The following is a 21,242-nucleotide window of genomic DNA, read 5'->3' on the forward strand; positions in this document are numbered from 1 at the left end:
TATAGCAGGAAGGGAAGGTTGACGTACGAGGACGGCTCATTCGAGCATTGACTGAAGTTTGAGCTCGGCCGCCTGTTTGCTTTAGGGAGCAACTCCCCGATCATGTCCGCTTGGTCATACTGGCTGCATGTCATCGTCACTTCGTCCTCCGGCACCACGGCCTTGCGAGAGTTGTCCCTATCGACGTGATGTACCCGCGGGCATCTGGGCGAGTGAGGAGTACGAGAAGCTCCGACGCTACGACGCGGACACTCCCAACCAGCCCACAAGGCTTTTCCAGTGCCATCAAGCCGATGGCGACAGCGATAATCGGCGCATCTGTGGTGGCTGGGCTGGGTGCCACGAGGGGGAGGACCTGCTCGCTCTGCGGGTGGCATTGCTCGACGGCGGGATGGATCCCGCCACTTACCGGGCCGTGATCGAGTACGAGTCACCAGTGCCCTTGTTCCCTTCGGGCAGTGAAGCTGCCGCTCACGGCGAGGCGGGCATCGATGCGCCGGCCGATGAGGCCCGTCACATGATCAGCAAGATCTCTCAGACGCGCAGCGACCTTGTGCGATAGGGCCTCTCGCCTCGGGCGGGGCCGGTGCTGCCGCAGCACGGCGCACCGCACCACTGCCTGTGCTGACTGCGGCCACATTGCCCGGGGGATGTGGGCCCGAAGGTCTGGGGGCTGGTGGAGGCGCCATGGCGGTGCGGCTGGGGGCCGCGGGTGGCTGTGGCGCGTATCAGTCATGTGACGGGGGTCACGCTTGACGGTGGAACTTGGGGCGGGGTTAACTCGCGCAGCTGTGAAGTTTCTGTGAATGAACATGAACTCAGGGTGGGGACTGTGAGTTTGGGGTGGGGGCACCGGATTCACGGTGCACGAAGAAGCATGACCAGACGCGGCTTAGCCGGCGTCACAACCACGGCGTTACTGGCGTCGCTTCCGGTGCTCGCGCTCGGGCCACCGCAGGCCACGGCAGCCAGCAAGACCTCGACCATGGCGCAGTCCGCTCTGCAGCGAGCCGCCGCGACCGGCGAGCCGGTGGAGGTCACGTCAGAGCGCACCGAGTACTCGCAGACTGTCGCTAATCCTGACGGAACGTTCACGCTGACACAGTCCACGACGCCCCAGCGTGCAAAGGCACCTGACGGCTCGTGGCAGAACATCGACACCACGCTGGAACGCCGCGCCGACGGGACCGTAGGCCCGAAGTCCGCAGTGGTGAAGCTGGACTTCTCCGGCGGCGGCGCCGGGGCCAGCATGCTGCAGTTAGGCACGGGCGAGCAGTCCATGAAGTTCGGCTGGCCGGGCACGCTACCCACTCCGACGCTGAACGGGGCAACCGCCACGTACGCCAACGTCCTCAAGGACGTTGACCTGCAGCTCACGGCAACCGCCGAAGGATACCGCGAGGTCCTCGTCGTCAAGACAGCCGAAGCTGCGCACAGCCCCGAGCTGGAAAACATCAAACTCACCGCCTCAGCCAAGAGCCTCAGCGTCATCCCCGGTGCCGGCGGCGGCCTGCGCGCCGTCGACGCCGACGGCAACGCCGTCTTCACCGGACCGGCTGGTCAGATGTGGGACTCCGCAGGCGACACACTGCCTCCCGCACCCAAGTCCAAAGCTGCCAAACAGCGAGGCGGGAAGCCCTCACAGCCCACGGCCGCCGAGCAGCCAGGGACCGAAGCAGGCGACCCCACGCACCCAGGGGATGGAGCCGCCAGCGCCGAACTGCCCGTCACCGTCACCGGGGGCGCTGTCTCCGTCGCACCGGACCTGGACCTGCTGCGCGGCAAGGACACCGTCTACCCCGTCTACATCGACCCGCCCGTCGGCCTCGGAGTATCCGAGCGCACCAAACTCTCCTCCGACGGCGACAAGTTCTGGCAATTCGACAAACCCATGGGCGTCGGCAAATGCGGCAACGCCGACGGCTACTACTGCGGCTCCGGTTACACCGACCGCATGTACTTCGAGTTCGCCCCGACCAAGCTCAGCGGCAAGTACGTCATCGACGCCACCTTCCGCGCCCACGAGACCTGGTCGTTCAACTGCACCCCGTACTGGGTCGACCTCAAGCGCACCGACAACATCTCCGAAGGCACCCGCTGGCCCGGACCCAAGACGCTCGACCACATGGGCGACCGCTACATCTCCGCAGGCCGCGACAAGAACTGCTCGCCCGCGCAGCCGGACACCTGGGTGGAGTTCAACGACAACCCCCAGGAGAGCGACGAAAACCTGGCCTCCACGGTCCGCTCCTTCGCCGACGGCAAGATCCACCGCCTGACACTGATGCTGCGCGCAACGGACGAGAGCGAACCACGGGCATGGAAGCGATTCGACGACAACGCCGAGCTCAAAGTCAACTACGTGCCACGGCCAGGCATGCCGACCTCCGTCGGCGCCATCCCCGGAACGGGCACCACCGCCTACTGCCGCACCTCCTCCTCCGACCCGCTGACCGTCACCACCGCCACCCCCACCGTCCAGGCACGCGTCCAAACCAAGGTGCAGCCCAAGGGCGGCGAAGAAAAGGGCTCACTGCAGGCCGAGTTCTGGATGGAACGCAAGAACGGCAGCTCATGGGACAAGGTCTGGAGCGACTACAAGCCCGATAAGGGCTGGGACCCTGACGGCACCCTGGAAAAAGCCGTCACAAGCCAGCGCGCCGACGGCGGCCTCTACCGCTTCAAGTCCCGCACCCAGTCCCACTGGTACTACGGATCCAAGTCCGGCGACCTCTTCTCCGCCTACTCCTCCTGGTGCTACCTGAAGATCGACACCAGCGCCCCCAAGGCGCCACAGATCACCAGCACCGGCCCGTACACCGAATGCACCACCAACCTGTGCGAACCCAAGGGCGGCCCCGGCATCGCCGGCGCCTTCACCTTCAAGCCCCACAGTGGCGAATCCGGCGTCAAGGGCTACCGCTACCGCCTGCTGACCACATCGAAGAAGGGCGCAAAGACCGCCAGCGGAGCCACACCCACCGTCAAGGACGTCACCCCGTCACTGCCCGGTACCCAGGTCCTCTCCGTCGAAGCCACCGACCTCGACGCCGACGGCCGAGTCCGCTACGGACCACCCAACGAATACGTCTTCAAGGCCTCGCCCGCCGAAGGCAACACCGGCCGCTGGCACTTCGACGACGCCCCTCCCGGCTCGACCACCACCACCGCAGCCGACAAAGCCACTGTAGGCACCCGCCACAACGCCACCCTCTACACCACCGGTGCCGGCTGGTCCACACTCGCCCGCCGCGGCGCCCACGACTACTCCCTGTGGATGGACAGCGCCGACCCGAACAAGCAACACGGCTACGCAGCCACCAGCACACCAGCCCTCAACACCGGCGACTCGTTCACCGTCTCCGCCTGGGTCTACCTCACCGACACCACAGCGAACCACGTGGTGCTCACCGAACCGGGCGAACACGCCTCGGCCTTCACGCTGTACTACTCCGCCACCACCCGCAAGTGGGTGTTCAACCGCACCGACCAGGACAGCAAAACCGCCTCCTATATCCGCTCCCTGGCCGACAGCCCCAATCCCACAACGCGAGTCTGGACCCACCTGGCCGGCGTCTTCGACACCCAGCACGACGCCGACCCGAAAAACGACACCATCCAGCTCTTCGTCAACGGACGTCCCCAGGGCCAACCCATCGCCGCAAGCACCGTCAGCACCTACAAGCCGTGGACGGCCTCCGAAGGACTACAGTTCGGCCGCAGCAAGGTCGCCGACACCTACGGAGAGAACTGGCGCGGCCGCATCGACGAAGTTGCCCTGTGGCAACGCCCACTGAACGCCGACGAACTCCACCAGGAAGCCGCCCTAGAGCAGGACGGCATCCCTGCCAACGAACTCGTCGGGCACTGGGACGCCGCCATCTCCCAGGGCACAAGCATCCGCGAAAGCCCCGAAGACCCTGACGACCCCAACAGCACCGGCTTCCCCTACAGCCGCGGCCCGCTGAAGTTCTCCACCACGGGCGCATCCCTCAAGGACGAGGACGGCCAGGACCAGTCCCTGGTCCTCAACGGCTCCACCGGCTACGCCACCGCCACAGGACCCCTCGTCGACGAAACCGGCTCCTTCACCGTCTCCGCCCGCGTCCGCCTGGACTCAGCCGGCCTCGCCAAACAACCCATCGGCTACCGTGCTGCGGTCTTCTCCCAGGCCACGCCGACAGGCAAGGAGTCCTCCTGGGCCCTGTGGGTGGAAAAACCCGCAGCCGACACCTACCTGTGGAAGTTCGGCCGCACTGCCGTCGACACCGCCGGCAAGGTCACCGACACCGGCCTCGTCACAGCAGAACAACCCATCGGCCCCAAGGAACTCAACACCTGGGTGGATCTCACGGGAGTCTTCGACGCCGCCGAGACGTTCACCGATGACGACGGCCAGCAGCAGCTGGGAATGACCCACCTCTACATCGGCCAGTTCAAGCAACAGCCCGAAGGCGAAGCAGGCTTCTCCACCCCCCAGCAAGGCAGCGGAGACCTCACCGCAGGCAACGCTCCCCTGGCGGGCACCACCAGCCACCACCTCTCAGGAGCCCTGGCCGAACTGCGCGTGTGGACCGGAGCGATGACCGCCGACCAGGTCCGCTCCCAGGTCCTCGCAGCCCCGGACGACGCCTGAGCGACGCCACAGCGGTCGGCGGCCCCATAGACGCCGCCGACCGCCGCTGCACCACACGCAGCCCGCCCCACTACCTGACGCTGTCCCGGCCTGCTTCACCACCCGGGGCTGATGACCTGCGCCCAATACAGGCGAGCGCAAGGAGAACCCGCATGCACACCACTGAAATGCCACGTCCCTCGACACACAGAGGACGACGCTGGACGCGGCGCATCGCCGCCACGCTCAGCTTCACGCTCCTGCCGGGCCTGATCTCGCCTGTCGCCTTCGCCGCCGACCCCGACCCACTCGGCCGCCCGAGCCTCACAGCCCCACGCGCCACCAACGTCAAACGCCTCACCGCCAAAGCCGACCCCCACACAGCCGCCCAGATACGCAAAGCAGCAGCAGCTGACACAGCAGCCCAACGACGCGCCCGCACCGACCAGCAACGCACCACCACCTGGCCGACAGCCGGATCCGCCCGCCTCACCGCCACGGCCGCACGCTCCAAGGCCGACCCCGGCCACCTGCCCGTAGCCCTGACCAAACCAGCCAGCCGCAGCTCCAGCACCATCGACGTCACCGTCCTGGGACAGGACACCTCACACAAACTCGGCCTCAAGGGAGTAGTCCTCACCGCCACCGGGCCCGCCCACGGAGGCAGCACTGAAGTCGGCATCAACTACTCCGCCTTCGCTTCCGCCTACGGCGGCGACTACGCCGGCCGACTGCAACTGATGCGCCTGCCGTCATGTGCACTCACCACGCCGGACAAAGCAGCGTGCCGCCACCTGAGCCCGCAGCGCTTCACCAACCGGCGCGCCCGCCAGCAGATCACCGCCCCCCTGACCTTCAAGACAGCACCCGGCGGACAGAAGATGGTGCTCGCTCTCGCGGCCGGCGCAAAGTCCGGGGCGGGTGACTACAAAGCCACCCCGCTCGCAGCCTCCTCCACCTGGGAAGCAGGCGGCTCCTCCGGCTCCTTCACCTGGTCCTACCCCCTGCGCACACCACCTGCCGCAGCCGGCCCGCAACCGGACCTGAACATCTCCTACGACTCCGGCAGCGTCGACGGCCGCACCGCCAGCACCAACAACCAGGGCACCACGATCGGCGAAGGCTTCGACCTCACCTCCTCCTACATCGAACGCAAGTACGGATCCTGCGACGACGATGGCCAGGACGACAAGTTCGACCAATGCTGGAAGTACGACAACGCCTCACTGGTGCTGAACGGCACATCCACCGAACTCGTCAAAGACGACACCACTGGCACCTGGCACCTGAAAAGCGATGACGCCTCCCTCGTCACCCACCACACGGGCGCCGACAACGGAGACGACGACGGCGAATACTGGACAGTCACCACCGGCGACGGCATTACCTACACCTTCGGCCTCAGCAAACTACCCGGAGCCGGAACAGACGACCGCACCGACTCGGTATGGACAGTCCCCGTCTTTGGAGACGACAAAGGCGAACCCGGTTACGACAACGGCACTGACTTCGCCAAGCGCGACAAGAAGCAAGCCTGGCGCTGGAACCTGGACCTCGTCCAGGACACCCACGCCAACGCCATGACCTACTGGTACAAGGCCGAAACCAACAACTACGACAAACTCGGCGACGACAACACCGGCACCCCCTACACCCGCGGTGGCTACCTCCAAGAGATCCGCTACGGCCAGCGCGCCGGCTCTCTGTTCTCCGCCACCCCTGCCGCATCCAACAAGGTTGTCCTCCACTACGCCGAACGCTGCACCGCGGCCGGAGACGGCTGCGACTCCCTGACCAAGGACACTCGCGACAACTGGCCCGACGTGCCCTTCGACGCCGTATGCAAAGACGACGACAAGTGCACCGGAAACGTCGCCCCCACCTTCTTCACACGCAAACGCCTCACCAGCCTTACCACTTACGCGTGGGACGCCACCGCCACCACCCCTGCCTATTCGCCGATCGACGCCTGGGCGCTCAAGCAGCAGTACCTCGACCCCGGCGACACCGGCGACTCCTCTGACCAATCCCTGTGGCTGGACGAAATCAGGCACACCGGCAAGCGCGGCAGCGACATCACCCTCGACCCGGTCAGGTTCGACCACGAATTCCGGCCCAACCGCGTCGACGGAACCAGCGACGACATCCTCTCCCTCGAAAAGCCACGCCTGAAGACCGTCACCTCTGAAGCCGGCGCCCAGACCATCGTCAGCTACGACGAAGCCGACTGCGTCGCAGGCCAGGCCATGCCCAAGGCCGACCAGAACACCCGCAGCTGCTATCCCGTCTACTGGAAGCCCAACGCCGGCTCCGGTGACCCAGAACTGGACTGGTTCCAGAAATACCCTGTCACCTCCGTCTCCACCACCGACCCCCACGGCGGCTCCGTCGCTGTCCAACACACCTACACCTACTCAGGCGGCGGAGCCTGGCACTACGACGAAGACCCCCTCACCCCCGCCAAAGAACGCACCTGGTCCCTCTGGCGCGGCTACGGAAAAGTCACCCACCTCACCGGCGACCCCTCAGGCACCCAGTCCAAAACCGTCACCGTCTACATGCGCGGTATGAACGGAGACCGTCTCCTCGCCTCGGACGGCAAGACCGTCGATCCCGACCGACACCGCACCGCGACCGTCACCGGCATCAAAGCCAACGACATCACCGACAGCGAGCAATACGCCGGCCTCACCCGCGAAACAGCGACCTACAACAACGCTGCCTACATCTCCGGCACCGTCAACGACCCCTGGTCCAAGCGCACCGCAACCCAGCACAAGTCCTACGCCGACACCGAGGCCTACTTCACCCGCACCAGCGCCACCCACGCCCGCACCACCATCACCAGCGGTATCACCCCCACCGACCGCGTGCGCACCACCGCAACCACCTACGACGACCTGGGCATGCCCCAGACCGTCGAAGACCGCGGCGACGACGCGAAAAACGGCGACGAAACATGCACCCGCACCTGGTACGCACGAAACGATGACGGCCTCACCTCCCTCGTCTCCCGCACGCGCACCACGGCCAAGCCCTGCACCACAGCAGAAGCCGACCTAGACCTCCCCGCGGACAGCAACCGGGCAGGCGACGTCATCTCCGACACCGCCACCGCCTACGACACCACCACCTGGACCGCCAACCAGAAACCCTCCAAGGGCGATGCCCAGTGGACCGGCCGCGCCAAGGGCTACGACACTTCCCACGCCCCCCTCTGGCAAAAGACAGCCACCACGGCCTACGACGCCCTCGGCCGCCCCACCTTCGTCAAGGACGCCCAGGACCACACCAAAGCCACCACGACCTACGCACCCGCAAACAACGGGCCCCTACTGTCCAAGGTCACCGGCGACGCGAAGGGCTACGAGACCACCACCACGCTCGACCCAGGAACCGGCTCGCCCCTCAAAGTAAGCGACCCTAACGCCCGTCTCACCGAGAGCGAATACGACTCACTCGGCCGCATCACCAAAGTCTGGCTTCCCAACCGCTCCCACCTGGCGCAGAAGACACCCAACTACATTTACAGCTACCACCTCGCCAGCAACGACCTGCCCTGGATCGCTACCGGCACCCTGCGAGGCGACGGGAACGGCTACAACACCACCTACGAGATCTACGACTCCCTCCTTCGCACCCGCCAGGTCCAAACCCCCTCGACAAGCGGCGGCCGCCTAATCGCCTTGACGCTCTACGATTCCCGCGGACTCGCGACCAGCGCACAGTCAGATATCTGGGACGAGAAGAACGAACCGTCCGGAACCCCGGTACAGACCGAAGGCAGCCAGGCGCCCACCCAGACCGACACCGCCTACGACGGGGCAGCACGCCCCATCAAAGCCGTCACGCGCAACTACGGCGTAGCCCGCTGGACCACGGAGACCACCTACACCGGCGACACCACCTCCGCGACCGCACCCAACGGCGGCCAAGCCCTCACCACCGTGACCGACGTACGCGGAAAGACCACCCAGCGTCTCGACTACGCAGGGCCCAAGCCAACCGGCACCGACTACGTCGCCACCAACTACTCCTACACCCCGGGTGGGCTGCCCGAAACGGTCACCGGCCCCGTCACAGAGGCCGACTCGAACAAAGCAACGTGGACCTACACCTACGACCTGTTCGGCCGGCAAACAAAGACAGCTGACCCGGACAAGGGCACAACCAGCACCACATACAACGAACTCGACCAGGTAACCCGCACCGAAGATGCCGAGAAAAGAACCCTGCTCCACGCCTACGACGAACTCGGACGGAAAACCGGCACCTGGCAGGCCACCAAGACCGACGCCAACAAACTCACCGCATGGACGTTCGACACCCTCGCAAAGGGGCAGCCGGACGCCTCCATCCGCTACGAAGGCGGCGTCGCTGGCAAGGCGTACATCCAAAAGGTCACCCGCTACGACAGCCTCTACCAGGCCACCGAAAACCAGCTCGTGCTGCCGGAAGACGACCCCCTGGTAGAGGCAGGCGTCCCCAAAACCCTGGCCACCACCACCGGCTACCGCCTCGACGGAACCGTCAGCCAGACCTCCCAACCGGCAGTAGCCGGCTTGCCCGCCGAGACCGTCTCCTACACCTACAACACCACAGGTCAGCAGCTCACAGCCAAGGGAGCCACCGGCTACCTGCAAGGCGCTGACTATGCACCCGTCGGCGACCTGCGTCGACTCTCCCTGGGTACCAGCTCAGGCACCTCAGCCAAGAATGCCTACCTCAGCTATGACTACGAACCGGGCACCCGGCGCCTCACACGCTCCTACATCACAGACGACGTTCACCCCTACAAACTGCAGGACCTGATCTACCGCCAGGACGACGCAGGCAACCTCACTTCAGTCTCTGACGCCAGCACCCTCGGCGGCACAAGCAAAAACGACAACCAGTGCTTCACCTACGACGGATACCGCCGCCTCACCGAAGCCTGGACCCCAAAAGCCGACGACTGCGCCACAAGCGGACGCAACACCGCCAACCTCGCCGGCGCCGCGCCGTACTGGACCAGCTACGCCTACAACAGCGCAGGCCAACGCACGCAGCAGACACAACACGCCACCTCAGGCGACACCACAACCACCTACGCCTACGGCACGCCCAGCAAACAGCCCCACCCCCTGAGCAGCACCAAGACCAACGGCACAACCCAGAACTACGAATACGACAAGACCGGCAACACCATCCACCGCCCTGGCGTCGAAAGTCCCCAAACACTCGCCTGGAACAGCGAAGGGAACCTGGCCACCACGACTGAATCAGCTACCAAGAACACCCCCGCCACCGACAGTAGTTACCTCTACGACGCCGACGGCGAAATCCTCATCCGCCGCGCCAACAATGATGGTGAAACCGTCCTCTACCTCGGTGCCACAGAAGTTCACCTCAAGGTGAAGGGCACAACAAGGTCACTCTCCGGCACCCGCTACTACACTGCAGCCGGCCAAACCATCGCCGTACGCACAGCGACCAACGGAACTTCAAACACTCAGCTCTCATTCATGGCGGGCGACCACCACGGCACTGCAAGCCTGGCCATCGAACCCACCACGCTGGCCTTCACCAAGCGCTACACCACCCCCTTCGGCTCTCCACGGGGGGCCAAACCCAGCGCATGGCCGGATGACAAAACCTTCCTCAGCAAGCCTGCCGACAGCGCCACCGGCCTCATTCAAGTGGGCGCCCGCCAATATGATCCTGCCACCTCTACTTTCCTCAGCGTTGACCCGCTGTTGGAGTTCGACAAAGCTCAGACACTCAATGGCTACAGCTACGGTGCGAATAATCCCCTTACCTTTAGCGACCCCAGTGGTATGGGCTTGGCTTGCGGCGGTGAAGGAGACTCAACACCCTGCCCTCACGGTGGAATCATCACTGCAGATGGCCATCTCGGAAACGCTCATGGCGGCAGAGACGGAGGAGGAGTTGCTACCTGGTGGAGGCTTCCTGGAAGCTCCTACAACTACGGAGGCGGCTACGGCGGAACGGCGAACACCAACAGCCGTGGGCAAACTATGTTCGACGGTAGCGGTGGCCTTTCCTGCGCTGTGGGTCGTTGCATCTCCTTCAACCTTGGCCCCTCCGACTTTGAGCAGAATGTCGGCAATGCTGGCGCGAACTTCCTTTTCGGCGCCGGGAAGCCATTTGTGATCGCTCTGGATATCGCGAGTGTGCTTTTCACTCCAGCGTGTGCCGTCGAGAGTAAGTGCCTGAGCCCTGAGTACGATGCTTGGGGTGCGCGGCATGGGATCGACCCTGATTCGACAGCTGCCGCCCTGGGTATGTCCGCTGCTCTGGGGCGCCCGGGGAGGCGGCCCGGACCTGAAGTCGGCCCTAGCTGGTTCCCGCGCGGCAGCGGGAAAATCCCCAGTGGCTGGTCCAGCCCTGAGATGACGAGAAAGTTCAGGAGAGACCCAGCCAAGGAGGGCTTCGTGTGGCGTGCCCCCAAGGGTCAGGACAGCGTACGCATTGACAGGGGAGACCCGAACTCTCAGTGGGCTACCCAACAGGTTGATCACGTAGTGATCAATTCAGGCGGTAGGATCGTCGGTCGAGGTGGAGAAAAGCTGCCACCTAATTCTAGAGTTCAGGACTACCCGGTCGAGGCCCACATCCCATTGAGTGAGTGGCAGAATTGGAGGGCCTGGAATGCGCCCTAGGGATAGCGATCTTCAAACCCCGTGGATTCGAACTCAGTTGATCGATTGGTTAGTCAAACTGAGTGACAGGAGTTGGCAAGAGGAAAATTGGGTGGCGCATCCATCGAGTTCATCGCGCTTCGACGACGCGTTGGATTTCTTTGATGACTCCGGCGTCCTTGATGAGCCCAGGGGAAGGCTGGGTTACGTGCTCGTTGATGAAGCGGAAGTAGCTGCGATGGCCGCGCTGAACTCCGCCCTCGACTCCGTCTTGACCAAAGATTCGTCAGGCGACGAGGAGCGAATTCACTCGCAGGAATGGGGAGGAGTTGTCAAAGCAGCCAACGAAGCACTGCGAACGCTGAGGAGTTCCTTGGGCGAGTGAAAGAGGTGCAGTGCCTCCCGTGTGGCTGTTGCTCCCACGAGCCAGCCATACGGGTACCGCGCTGCGCTGGCCGGACTTGGGGCGCGCGCCGACGCCCGATAACGGTCAGTATCATGAATGGCCTTCTTTAGCTCGTCAGGCTGTGCCCGATGCAGTGGGTCCCGCAGCTCGGTGTTCTGTGCCGCCGGATCTTCGGGTTCCGATCCATCTCAATGGATAGCAGGGACCTTTGGCGGCGGACACCATCAGAGGTACACATCACTCAGCCGAAGAGGCGCATTGGGGGGCCATGCTCGTATACCGCTTGGCCAACATGGGAGCGATCGCCCAGGTGATGTCTTCCGATCCATGGGCATACGACCACCAATCCGCTGCTCGGATGGCAACCAGGCGGTCGAGCGTGGCCGCCAGGCCAGTGAGCGTCATCGCGCACACGTGTCCGAGTCGGTCTGCCTCGATGATGCCGTGCATGGCGCCGGGGGCGAGGTGGGCGGCCAATGCCAGTGCTGCCAGTTGATCTGGGGCTGGCAGGCCGCGAAGTGGCCGGCAGGACGTCAGGCGTAGAGCCTTGTCGGCGGCATACATGCGGCCCATCCGTCCGGGAGCTTGTGCGAGGAAGGCGGCATCGAGCAACTGCGCCGAAGTCCCGCTGCGCACCGCCAGTGGTGAGGCTGCGGGAAGGCGGATGAGCCAGCCGGTCTGCTCCAGCTCCCACCATGGGTATGGATTTTGATGCATGCGCATGTCCCGCAGGAGGCCTGCTGGCATCCAGAGCCGGCCTGAGGCGGTGGTACGCAGCGCGCCCTGGATGGCCAGCAGTCGGGCGGCAGCGCTGGTCTCGGGTGGAAGGGCGGCGGCGAGGTAGCTGAGCATCTCGCGGACCCGAGTTGCTGCCTCCGGCGCCCGAGCCCGCCGCCTCCTCCGCTCCGTGCTCGGCGGGGGAGAGGGCTTGGCCGGGACCCTGAGCGTGTTCTCGGGGACGATGGCGCTGTGTGCGGTGGCCCCCGCGCAGGCGGTGCAAGCATCGGCTAGTCGCCACAAACGCCCACCGCGTTCGCAGGTCAGCACCAGCGCGATGGTGAGCTTGTTCCGCTTTGACGGACACCCTTGGTGTGGTGGTCAGGCCGCGAGGGCGGTCTCGTAGTCGGCGGGACTGCGGTAACCAAGGCTGCTGTGCAGTCGGTGCAAGTTGTACCAGCCCTCGATGAAGTCGAAGATCGCGGTGTGGGCAGAGGCCCGACTGGGCCAGGCGGCGGTGCCGAGCAACTCACGTTTGATGGTGGCGAAGAAGGACTCGGCAAGGGCGTTGTCCCAGCATTGTCCGGTGCGTCCGACAGAGAGACGGACGTCCAACTCATATGCCAGGGCGGCGAATTGCTGACTGGTGTATTGGCAGCCGCGATCCGAGTGGAAGATCACCGGATGGGCAGGGCGACGCTGCTGGCAGGCAGATCGCAGAGCATCGGCGACCAGATCGGTCCGCAGGTGGTCGGCGGTGGCCCAGCCCACCACCCGCCGCGAGGCGATGTCGATGACCGTGGCCAGATAGAGCCAGCCCTCGTCGGTCGGGACGTAGGTGATGTCGCCGCACCAGCGGGTATCGAGTCCCGCGGCGTCGGGGGCGAAGTCGCGGACCACGAGGTCGGGCCGGAGGGCGGATCGAGGATCAGGAATCGTGGTGGTGTGCCGTCGCCTGCGGTGCCGGCCCTCCAAACCGGCCGCCCGCATCAGCCGGGCAACCCGGCGGCGGCCGCAGCCGGCGCCTTCCTGCTTGAGTACCGCATGAACGCGCGGGGCCCCATAGGTACCGCGTGAATGCTCGTGGACTGCGGCGATCCGCCGGGTCAGCTCGGCGTCCTGGACGGTGCGGGGACCGGGCTTGCCGCTACGGCGGGCGTAGAAGGCGGTTCGGGAGACCTTGAGCAGTTCACATGCGCGCTTGACGCTGTGACCAGCGCGTTTCTCCGCCTCGATGAACGGGTGCACCGTCACCGGGTCTCCTTCGCGAAGAAAGCCGTGGCTCGCTTGAGGATGTCGACGTCCTCGCGCAGTCGGCGATTCTCCCGCCGCAAGGCGGCCAGTTCCTCGCGTTCGCTGCTGGTCAGCCCATCCTTCTCACCGGCGTCGACCTCAGCCTGGCTGACCCACAGCCGCACCGCGGTCTCTGTCAGGTCGAAGTCCTTGGCCACCTGGCCGACCGAGCGGTCACCGCGTCGGCACAGCTCGACGATCTCGGCCTTGAACTCCGGCGTGAACGAGCGGCGAGGGCGTGGCTTCTTCTTCCCCATGCTCTCCATGATGGACATCCTTCCGGGGCAGGGCCCCTGATCTCGGATGTCCGTCAAAGCGGATCAAACCCACGGATGCAGAGCCCGTGCGAGCGGGAGTGACGCGGCCCGGTAGCGGACGATGTCCTCGCTGGCCGGGTAAAGCCTGCGCGAGCGGGAGTGGCCCGTAGTTGTCCGTCACCCGTTCGATGACGGAGGCGTATGAGCTCGCGCGAGCGGGAATGACTCGGCCCACCTTCGGTCCGCGCCCAAAAGCGAGGAGTAGAGCCTGCGTGAGCGGGAGTGACGCGCTCTTCCGCACCCATCGCTTCGGCCACCATCGACTGGAGCCCGCACAAGCGGGAGTGCCCCAGACTTCCTGTCCAGGACGGTGACCGCCGCGTAGCAGAGCCCGCGCGAGCGGGGGACACGGAACTCCAATCTTCGTCGTCGCAGGACTAGCGCGCGGGGCTGACGCGGGTTCGGCAACGACCTGGCCAAGTTCGCCGAGGCCATCCCTATCCGCCAGCTCAGCATGCCGACCGATAGGGAGCCTCACAGCGGGGCGGCACCCACAGCCCGGCGCGAAATCGAGTGGAGGCCATACTTGAAGACCACCTCTAGAGCAAAGACGCAGGTCACAGCCGCTCTCGTATTGTGATTCTCCGGGAGCTGAACAGGCAATTCTCATAGCCATGCGTCCGTCATTCTCGTCCAATGTCAGGAGCAACTCCCCCGCTTCCCCTGCATACAGACGCTCCTGGTGCTCATGGAGCATGACACCTGGGTGAGAACTTCACGAGACAGGACCGTGAGAGTCAGCAGCCAGGAACACATCGTGCTTGCGCGCCGCCCGCTCGCCACCGGCGAGTCCGGCCCGCTCCCCCGGCGTCAGATCACGGCGGATCGCCCGGTGCAACGTCGTCAGGCACGGTGCGTCCACGGGCCGGGGCTGACGGGCGGCACGCAAGACCAGCTCGCGGTGAACCGCCCGCACGTTCCCCTTCCACAGCGCCAACAGGCGCCGGACTTCAGGCGTGATCGTGAACCTCGCACCGGCCCGGGACCGTGCGCCAGGGCAGGCGGCTGCAGTCTCATCAGCTTCAGCGGCGGCCAGCCAGCGCCACACCGTGCGCTCCGACACCCCCGCGCGTCCGCAGCCACTCGCACATGCCCTGCTGTCAGCTTCTTCCCCGCCCGCAGTGCTAGCAGCCGCCGCACGGCCGGACCACGCAGCGCCGTCCTCGACGCTGAGCCTCATCAACCACCAGCACCCCCCAGACGGCCCCGGGGCGCCTCGTCAGCCAGGGCGCGGAGACGGACGGCGTTGCGGGTCGTCCATTCAGCGGGGAGAGCGGATGACTGGAGCCCATCATCGCGGCCCTGACGGCCGGCTCCACGCCAAGATCCTCGCCGACGTGACGCAGACTCGGCCACCGCCTCCGCCGAACAAGCAGGCCAAAGGCCGATGGAAGCGCGGCGAGCCCGCCTCGGTACGGCCGCGGCGGCAATCCGCCTGGTGCGCGGGGGGGGGTATCCGCCCCATGAGCAACGTTCCCGGCCCGCACGATGCCGCGGCCCCGCCCTGGCCGACCTCCCTGGCGCCCAGGAGGGTCTGCGCCTCCTGGAGAAGGCGGTGACGCTGCTCCACGAAGCGCGCGAGCCGTCGGCACCGCCAAGACCGCCGCCGGCGCAACCTATGCGCTGCGCCGTCGTACGGGACCGGCACCGGCATGTTTCGTCTCTCGGTGTGACTTCCCACTGTCCGAGTGCAGATCTGCCGGCGCAGGGGTGATCGATGGGTTCTGTTGCCTTGGGGTTTCGCGGGTGTGGGTTCAGCTGGTTCTGTCGAGTTTGTAGTCGTAGTAGTCGGTCGGTCCGGTGAGGACGGCCTGGAAGTAGAGCGGTTCGCCGTCTGTGTCGAGCGGTACCTCGTGTCCGGCTGTGCGGGTGAAGCCGAGCGAGAGACGGGGCACGACCCAGTAGCTGGGCTCGTCGTGCAGGACAGTGAAGCCCATTTCTTCGATCTGCTGGATCAGCTGGAGGGCCGGGGTGCGGAAGACGTCGATGCCACGGAAGCGGACCGTGATCTCCTCGGGGCCGGGACGGGGGATCCACAGTTCGGCGTACTCGAGGGTTTTGGCGTCTTCCATGACGAAGTTGATCTCGAACTGGGGGTGCAGAGTGAGGATCCGCATGGGGTGGAAGAAGTCCGGGGCATCCTCGTCTCGGACTTTGATCTCGCCCAGTTCCGCGGCTGCCGTTTTGACGGCTTCGGCAGGCATGCCCAGGGGGAAGCCTGTGATGCCGTTCGGCGGGTCCAGTTCGATTTCCATGGTGGTCATTGTAGGAGGCAGGTCCTGATCTTCCAGCCGTTGTCTGCCAGGTACTTTTGGAACTTACGGTTGTGCGGCAGGGAGTCGACCATCTCCTTGATGGCTGCGTCGTACTTGGTGCCGTGCTTCCTTCGGATCTCGTCGATGTCCTTCTTCATCGCCTCATCGAACTTGCCCTGTCTGATAAGGGCCTCTTGGTCTCTTCGCCACTTGTCGTTGATCTTGCCGGACCCGGTGCTGATGAAGTCGCGGTGGTCGTCGTACTCCATTCGGATGGCGGGCCCGGTGGACTCCTTGAGGTCAGTGGGGAGTCCGAGGCTGAGGTAGCAATCCTTGGCCGGGAGATGGTTGATCTCGTAGCGGGTGTTATCGCTTCCGTCGGTCCAGTTCGCGGGCTGAAGTTTGCCATACCAGCCGCCCATGCCCGAAGGCTGCTTCTTGGCCAGACCGAGGGGGTCGATCCAGTACAGGGGGTTGGGAACGTATGCGTGTGGGTTGGGGCCGGCCTGCACGCCGAGAGGGTCGGTGCTCAGGTAGCGCCCGGTGGCCGGGTCGTAGTAGCGGTAGAGGTTGTACTCGAGGCCCGTCTCGTCGTCGTGGTACTGCCCGGGCCTGCCCAGGGGGCACGCCCGTTGGGCGCCGCGCCCCGCTCCCCAGAGGTCTTCCTCGGCGGTCCACACGACGCGCCCGTCTGTGGTGACCAGTTCGCTGGGGGTGTCAGCGAGGTCTGTGACGATGGCGAAGAAGCGCTCATCGATGTCGCTGTGGGCGTTGTTCGCATCCTCGGCCCATGTGCGCTCGGTTTGTGAAAGGGGCCGCCACGAGCCAGGTTCCCAGTCCCAGGTGACCGTGCGGCGGCTTCCGTCGTCGTCTGTGCTGAACTGTTCGATCAGCTTTGCGCCTTCCCAGGTGAAGACGACGGTCGCGACGGCGATGGTCCGGCCGTCGCGCTGTGCGAGACGGCGCTTGGCTATGCGACGGCCCAGCGGGTCGTAGTCGTAGACCCATGAGCCGCAGCTGGGGGTGTCGACCCTGACCAGCCGGTCCTCTGGGCCCCACCAGTAGCGCCACTCCCGGCGCTTTCCGGAAAGGGTGCGCACCAGCATGCGTACCAGGCGGCCCTGGTCGTCGTAGTCGTACGAGGTGCGTCCCGCGGTGCGCAGCAGCGATCCGGTGTAGGCGCGTTCACCTGCGGTGGTGGCGTCGGGTTCGCGGGTGTCGTGGGCCTGTGTGATGTTGCCGAGGGCGTCGTAGGCGTAGGTCTCGGTCCAGGTGTCGGCTGTGACGCGAGTGATGCGGCCTGCGGGTGTCAGCTCGAATTGGCGGCGGCCTCGGCGGCGGTCGGTGACGGTGCTGGGCAGGCCGTCGGTGCGGTAGGCGTAGGTGCGTTCCTGGACGCTGGTGTAGGCAAGGTCGGCGGATTGCGTGGTGTGGTCGAGGGCCCACAGGGCCTGGGCACTCAGGCGGTGGCAGGCGTCCCAGGTCTGAGTGAGGGCTGCGCCGTTGCCGAGGAAGCGGGTGGTTTCCTGTCCGGCGGGGTCGTATGCGAAGGCCAGGGAGCCGAGGGTGCCGGCGAGGTTGATGGGCTGGTTGTTGGCGTTGTAGGACCAGCTCGAGGTGATGCCGGTGGGGGTGGTGCGGCTGGTGCGTCGGCCGAGCTGGTCGTAAGTGTAGGTGGTGGAGCGGCCGTTGACGGTCTCGGTCAGGACGCGGCCGAGTTTGTCGTAGTCGTAGTGGAGGGCAATGCCGTGGCTTGCGATCTGCTTGAGCAGGCCGCGGGTGTCGTAGCTGAGGGTGGTGGTCGAGTCGTCGGGGTTGCGGCGCTCGACGAGCTGGCCGAGGACATCGTAGGCAAAGGTGGTGGTGCGGCCGGCTGCGTCGGTGGTTTCCAGAAGTTGGTCGGCGCCGTCGAGGCGGTAGGTGAGGCTGTTGCCGTTGAAGTCCGATTCGCTGACGAGGTGTCCGGCTTCGTCGTAGCGGTAGTTCCAGGAGGCGCCGTTGGTGCTGACTGAGAGGAGTCGTTGCTCGGTGTCGTAGGTGAAGTGCTGTTCTTCGCCGTCGGGGAGGGTGCGGCCGGCGAGCCGGCCGAAGGGGCCGATGGTGAAGCGGGTGAGAGCTCCGGATTGGTCGCGCTGCTCGGTGACGTTGCCTTCGGGGTCGTAGGTCCAGGTCTCGGTCGTGCCGTCGGGGTGGCGACGTTCGGTGATCTCGCCTTCGGGGCGCCGTGTGAGGTGAGTGGTGGCTCCGAGCGGGTCGGTGAAGGCGATGGTGCGGCCGAAGGCGTCGTAGGTGAGACGGGCGGTGTTTCCCAGAGCGTCGGTGACGGCCGTGATGAGGCCGGCGGTGTTGGTTTCGAAGTGCCGGCGCTGGCCGAGGGGGTCGGTGACCGTTGTCAGGCGGCCGTGGGGGTCGTACTGGCGGTGCGTGCGGGCGCCGGTGGCGTCGGTGGTGGTGAGCAGGTTGCCGTTGCGGTCGTAGGTGAACGCGGCGAGTTGTTCGCCGTCCTGGCGGATGGCTGCGACCTGGCGCAGTTCGGTGTAGTCGAGTTCGACGGTGCCCCCGGCGGGATCGGTGATGCGGACCGGGTCTCCGTGCTGGTTCAGGGCGAAGCCGGTGGTCCGGCTGATCTCGTCGGTACGGGAGACGATGTGGCCCAAGGCGTCGTAGCCGGTGTAGGTGGTGTTGCCGAGCGGGTCGACGGTAGTGGTGACGCGGTGCTGGTCGTCGTAGTGGTATTCGGTGCGATGGCCGAGGCTGTCGGTGACGGTGGTGATGCGGCGGGCGGGGTCGTAGTGGAACTGGGCGGAGAGTTCGCCGTTCTCCCCTGTGCCGCGGATGACCCGGCCGGATTCGTCGTAGACGTAGGCGTAGGTCTGGCCGTTGCGATCGGTCCAGGTGGTGATGCGGTCCGCGTCGTCGTATTCGTACTCGTAGGGCAGGCCGGAGGAGTTGACGATTCCGGCCAGGCGGCCGTCCGGGTAGTACTCGTAGCCGACGATCGTGATGCCGGGGCCGGTTCCGGTGCTGCTGAGGAGTCGCAGGCTCTCGATGCGCAGGCCGGCCGAGGTGGGGATGGTGTCGACGGCGATGCGGTAGCCGCCGCTGTGGCGCACCTCGGTGGGTGTCCCTGTCTCGTCGCGGACGAAGGTGATGGTGTGGCCGTTGCGGTCGGTGATCGCGGTGATCGCGCGGGTGGTGGGCTGCAAGCCGGCCACTGTTCCCGAGGCGGCGAAGTGACGGGTCCAGCCGCGGTCGGGGTCCTCTATGCGGATGGTGTCGCTGTGCTGCTCCCAGGTGAGCGGCCAGCGTGCGCCGGCTTCTGGGTGGACTTGTTCGCCCGTGTGGGCGGGCTGGGGGTAGTGCAGGATCTGTGCGTCGTCGCCGGCGTAGTGGATGCCCTTGGTGTCGATCTCGATGCGCTGGTCGATGGTGGAAGACCAACCCGGGCCGTGGAGGCGGCCTCCTGTGTAGCCGGATGCGTAGGCGCGGCGTAGGACCAGGGGCAACAGGCCAGGGAGTTCAAGGTCTCGGGCGTTGGTGATCATCTGGCCGGAGACCACATCGACCGGGTCGCCGGCGGTGTGGCAGCCGATGTTGCCGTTCGAGGGCTGGCCGGTCCTGCTCGGTCCTGCGAGGGATGGATTCCTCTTGCCTGGTCGGCCGGCGCCCTTGCCTGCGGAGTTGAGGGAAGTGTGGGGAGCCTTCGGATCGGGCTTGCTGTCCTTGCCCAGGCCGGCGAAGTGATCGGAAAGCGCGCGATCGTTGTCGTGATGGTTCTTGGCCATCTGCTTGATGCCGCGGGTCATGTTGTCGTCGAGGTGTTTGGCGGTCTTTTTCACGCCTTCCTCGATGCCGTCGATGACCTTGTCGAGCATCGCGTTCGCCGCGTCGGCGATGGCGTCCTTGCCTCGGGTACGCCCGTGGTGGCTCTTGGCCCGGCCTATCTTCCCGCCGGCCTTGTTACGGAACGTTCCGCCGGCGCTCTGCAAGCCCGTTACCGCCCGGTCGTGCTCGTCCGGGTCGAAGCTGAAGCCGCCGCTGGCGCCTCCACCGCCGGCTCCTCCTCCGCCACTTCCGCCGCCGGCGCTCAGCAGCTGCATAGGGTTGGCGGCAGCGGATTTGGCGGAGCCCTTGGCATCCTGGATGCCCTGGCCGAAGCCTTCCTTGCCCGCTTGGGCGGCGTGGCTCACGTCGATGCCGTTCTGGACGCCGAGGGCGTTGGCGCCGAGCTGGACGACCAGGTCGCCCACCATCGCGCCGAGGGCCTCCTCGACGGGTGTGAGGGCGATGCTGATGACCTGCTCGGCGACCTGCTGGCAGACCTCTTTGAAGATCCGCCGCACCGCGAGGCGTGTGGCTTGCGTTCCGGCGAGCGCGCCGAGTTCGGAGAGTCCGAAGGTGAAGGGAGCGGCGGCCTGAGCGGCGATCACCTCTGCCGCCAGGATGGCGAGCTGGGCGATTGCGCCGATCTTGGCGCCTTCGATGAGGAGGGCGACGCCGTCAAGCGCCGTGCCGGCCAGACGCCCGCACTCCCCCAGGTTCTTCAGGTGAGTGCCGTTGATCTTGCCCCAGTGGGCGTTGAGCGCTTCGACGGCCAGGGAGCCGCCCGCCGAACCCACCAGACCCTGGACGGCCTGGTGGGCCTCGTTCGCGCCGCCGTCGATATCGTCGGCGAACTCCCGCATGGCGTCTGCCATTTCGCGGTCGCGTACGACCAAGAGCTGGCCCGCATCCGCCACCACCAACACGAGGCCACGAGCGTGCAGTTCACGGTTTTCCAGGCCCTGGCCGCCGTCGGAGTCGGACACGAGCAGGCCGACGACATCGTGTTGCACGGAGGCTGGGGCGGCGGCCGGGGCCCGCGCCTGGAGGACGGCTGACCGCGCTGTTCGCCACGCTGCCGGTTTGGGCGATGACCTAATGCACAGCTCCGTCGCGCATCGCGCGACGGAGCTGTGCATTACATGACGTGGATCTGGCAACCCAAAAAGCGCCTGC

General features: G+C 65.9%; 9 protein-coding genes. 4 read left to right on the forward strand and 5 right to left on the reverse strand.

The genetic code is table 11. The features are described 5' to 3' along the window. The first annotated feature begins 127 nt into the window (after window positions 1–127). From K7396_RS00005 to K7396_RS00020, 4 genes are all read left to right on the forward strand, one after another. Complete coding sequence (locus tag K7396_RS00005; protein ID WP_086719981.1) at window positions 128–562, forward strand: DUF6283 family protein; 435 nt, start codon at window positions 128–130, stop codon at window positions 560–562. 423 nt (window positions 563–985) lie between these two features. Further along, the gene (locus K7396_RS00010; protein WP_223659496.1) at window positions 986–4,636 is read left to right on the forward strand and encodes a LamG domain-containing protein; all 3,651 of its coding nucleotides are present in this window, start codon (window positions 986–988) and stop codon (window positions 4,634–4,636) included. A gap of 152 nt (window positions 4,637–4,788) precedes the next feature. Continuing rightward, window positions 4,789–11,277, forward strand: coding sequence for an RHS repeat-associated core domain-containing protein (locus K7396_RS00015; protein ID WP_086719978.1), 6,489 nt, complete (start codon window positions 4,789–4,791; stop codon window positions 11,275–11,277). After that, window positions 11,267–11,641: an SCO4402 family protein gene (locus K7396_RS00020; RefSeq protein ID WP_425275735.1), complete on the forward strand. Its 375-nt coding sequence runs from the start codon at window positions 11,267–11,269 to the stop codon at window positions 11,639–11,641. The genes K7396_RS00015 and K7396_RS00020 overlap by 11 nt, the downstream gene beginning before the upstream one ends. A gap of 258 nt (window positions 11,642–11,899) precedes the next feature. Here K7396_RS00020 and K7396_RS00025 read toward each other — a convergent pair whose 3' ends face one another. The 5 genes from K7396_RS00025 to K7396_RS00045 all read right to left on the reverse strand — a co-directional run bounded on the left by K7396_RS00025 (window position 11,900) and on the right by K7396_RS00045 (window position 21,079). After that, a complete protein-coding gene (locus K7396_RS00025) occupies window positions 11,900–12,514 on the reverse strand; it encodes a hypothetical protein (protein WP_086719976.1) in 615 nt (204 codons plus the stop codon). A gap of 246 nt (window positions 12,515–12,760) precedes the next feature. Beyond that, window positions 12,761–13,633 carry an IS3 family transposase gene (locus tag K7396_RS00030; RefSeq protein ID WP_107421206.1) on the reverse strand — a complete coding sequence of 291 codons (873 nt, stop codon included), beginning with the start codon at window positions 13,631–13,633 and terminating at the stop codon, window positions 12,761–12,763. Next, the gene (locus tag K7396_RS00035) at window positions 13,630–13,938 is read right to left on the reverse strand and encodes a transposase (protein WP_223659499.1); all 309 of its coding nucleotides are present in this window, start codon (window positions 13,936–13,938) and stop codon (window positions 13,630–13,632) included. The genes K7396_RS00030 and K7396_RS00035 overlap by 4 nt, the downstream gene beginning before the upstream one ends. A 1,805-nt stretch (window positions 13,939–15,743) precedes the next feature. Beyond that, window positions 15,744–16,244: a hypothetical protein gene (locus tag K7396_RS00040; protein WP_086718981.1), complete on the reverse strand. Its 501-nt coding sequence runs from the start codon at window positions 16,242–16,244 to the stop codon at window positions 15,744–15,746. Window positions 16,245–16,249: 5 nt separating this feature from the next. After that, window positions 16,250–21,079 carry an RHS repeat-associated core domain-containing protein gene (locus K7396_RS00045; protein ID WP_158101145.1) on the reverse strand — a complete coding sequence of 1,610 codons (4,830 nt, stop codon included), beginning with the start codon at window positions 21,077–21,079 and terminating at the stop codon, window positions 16,250–16,252. Window positions 21,080–21,242: the final 163 nt, after the last annotated feature.

Origin of the sequence: Streptomyces angustmyceticus, from assembly GCF_019933235.1 — a bacterium.
GTDB lineage: Bacteria > Actinomycetota > Actinomycetes > Streptomycetales > Streptomycetaceae > Streptomyces > Streptomyces angustmyceticus.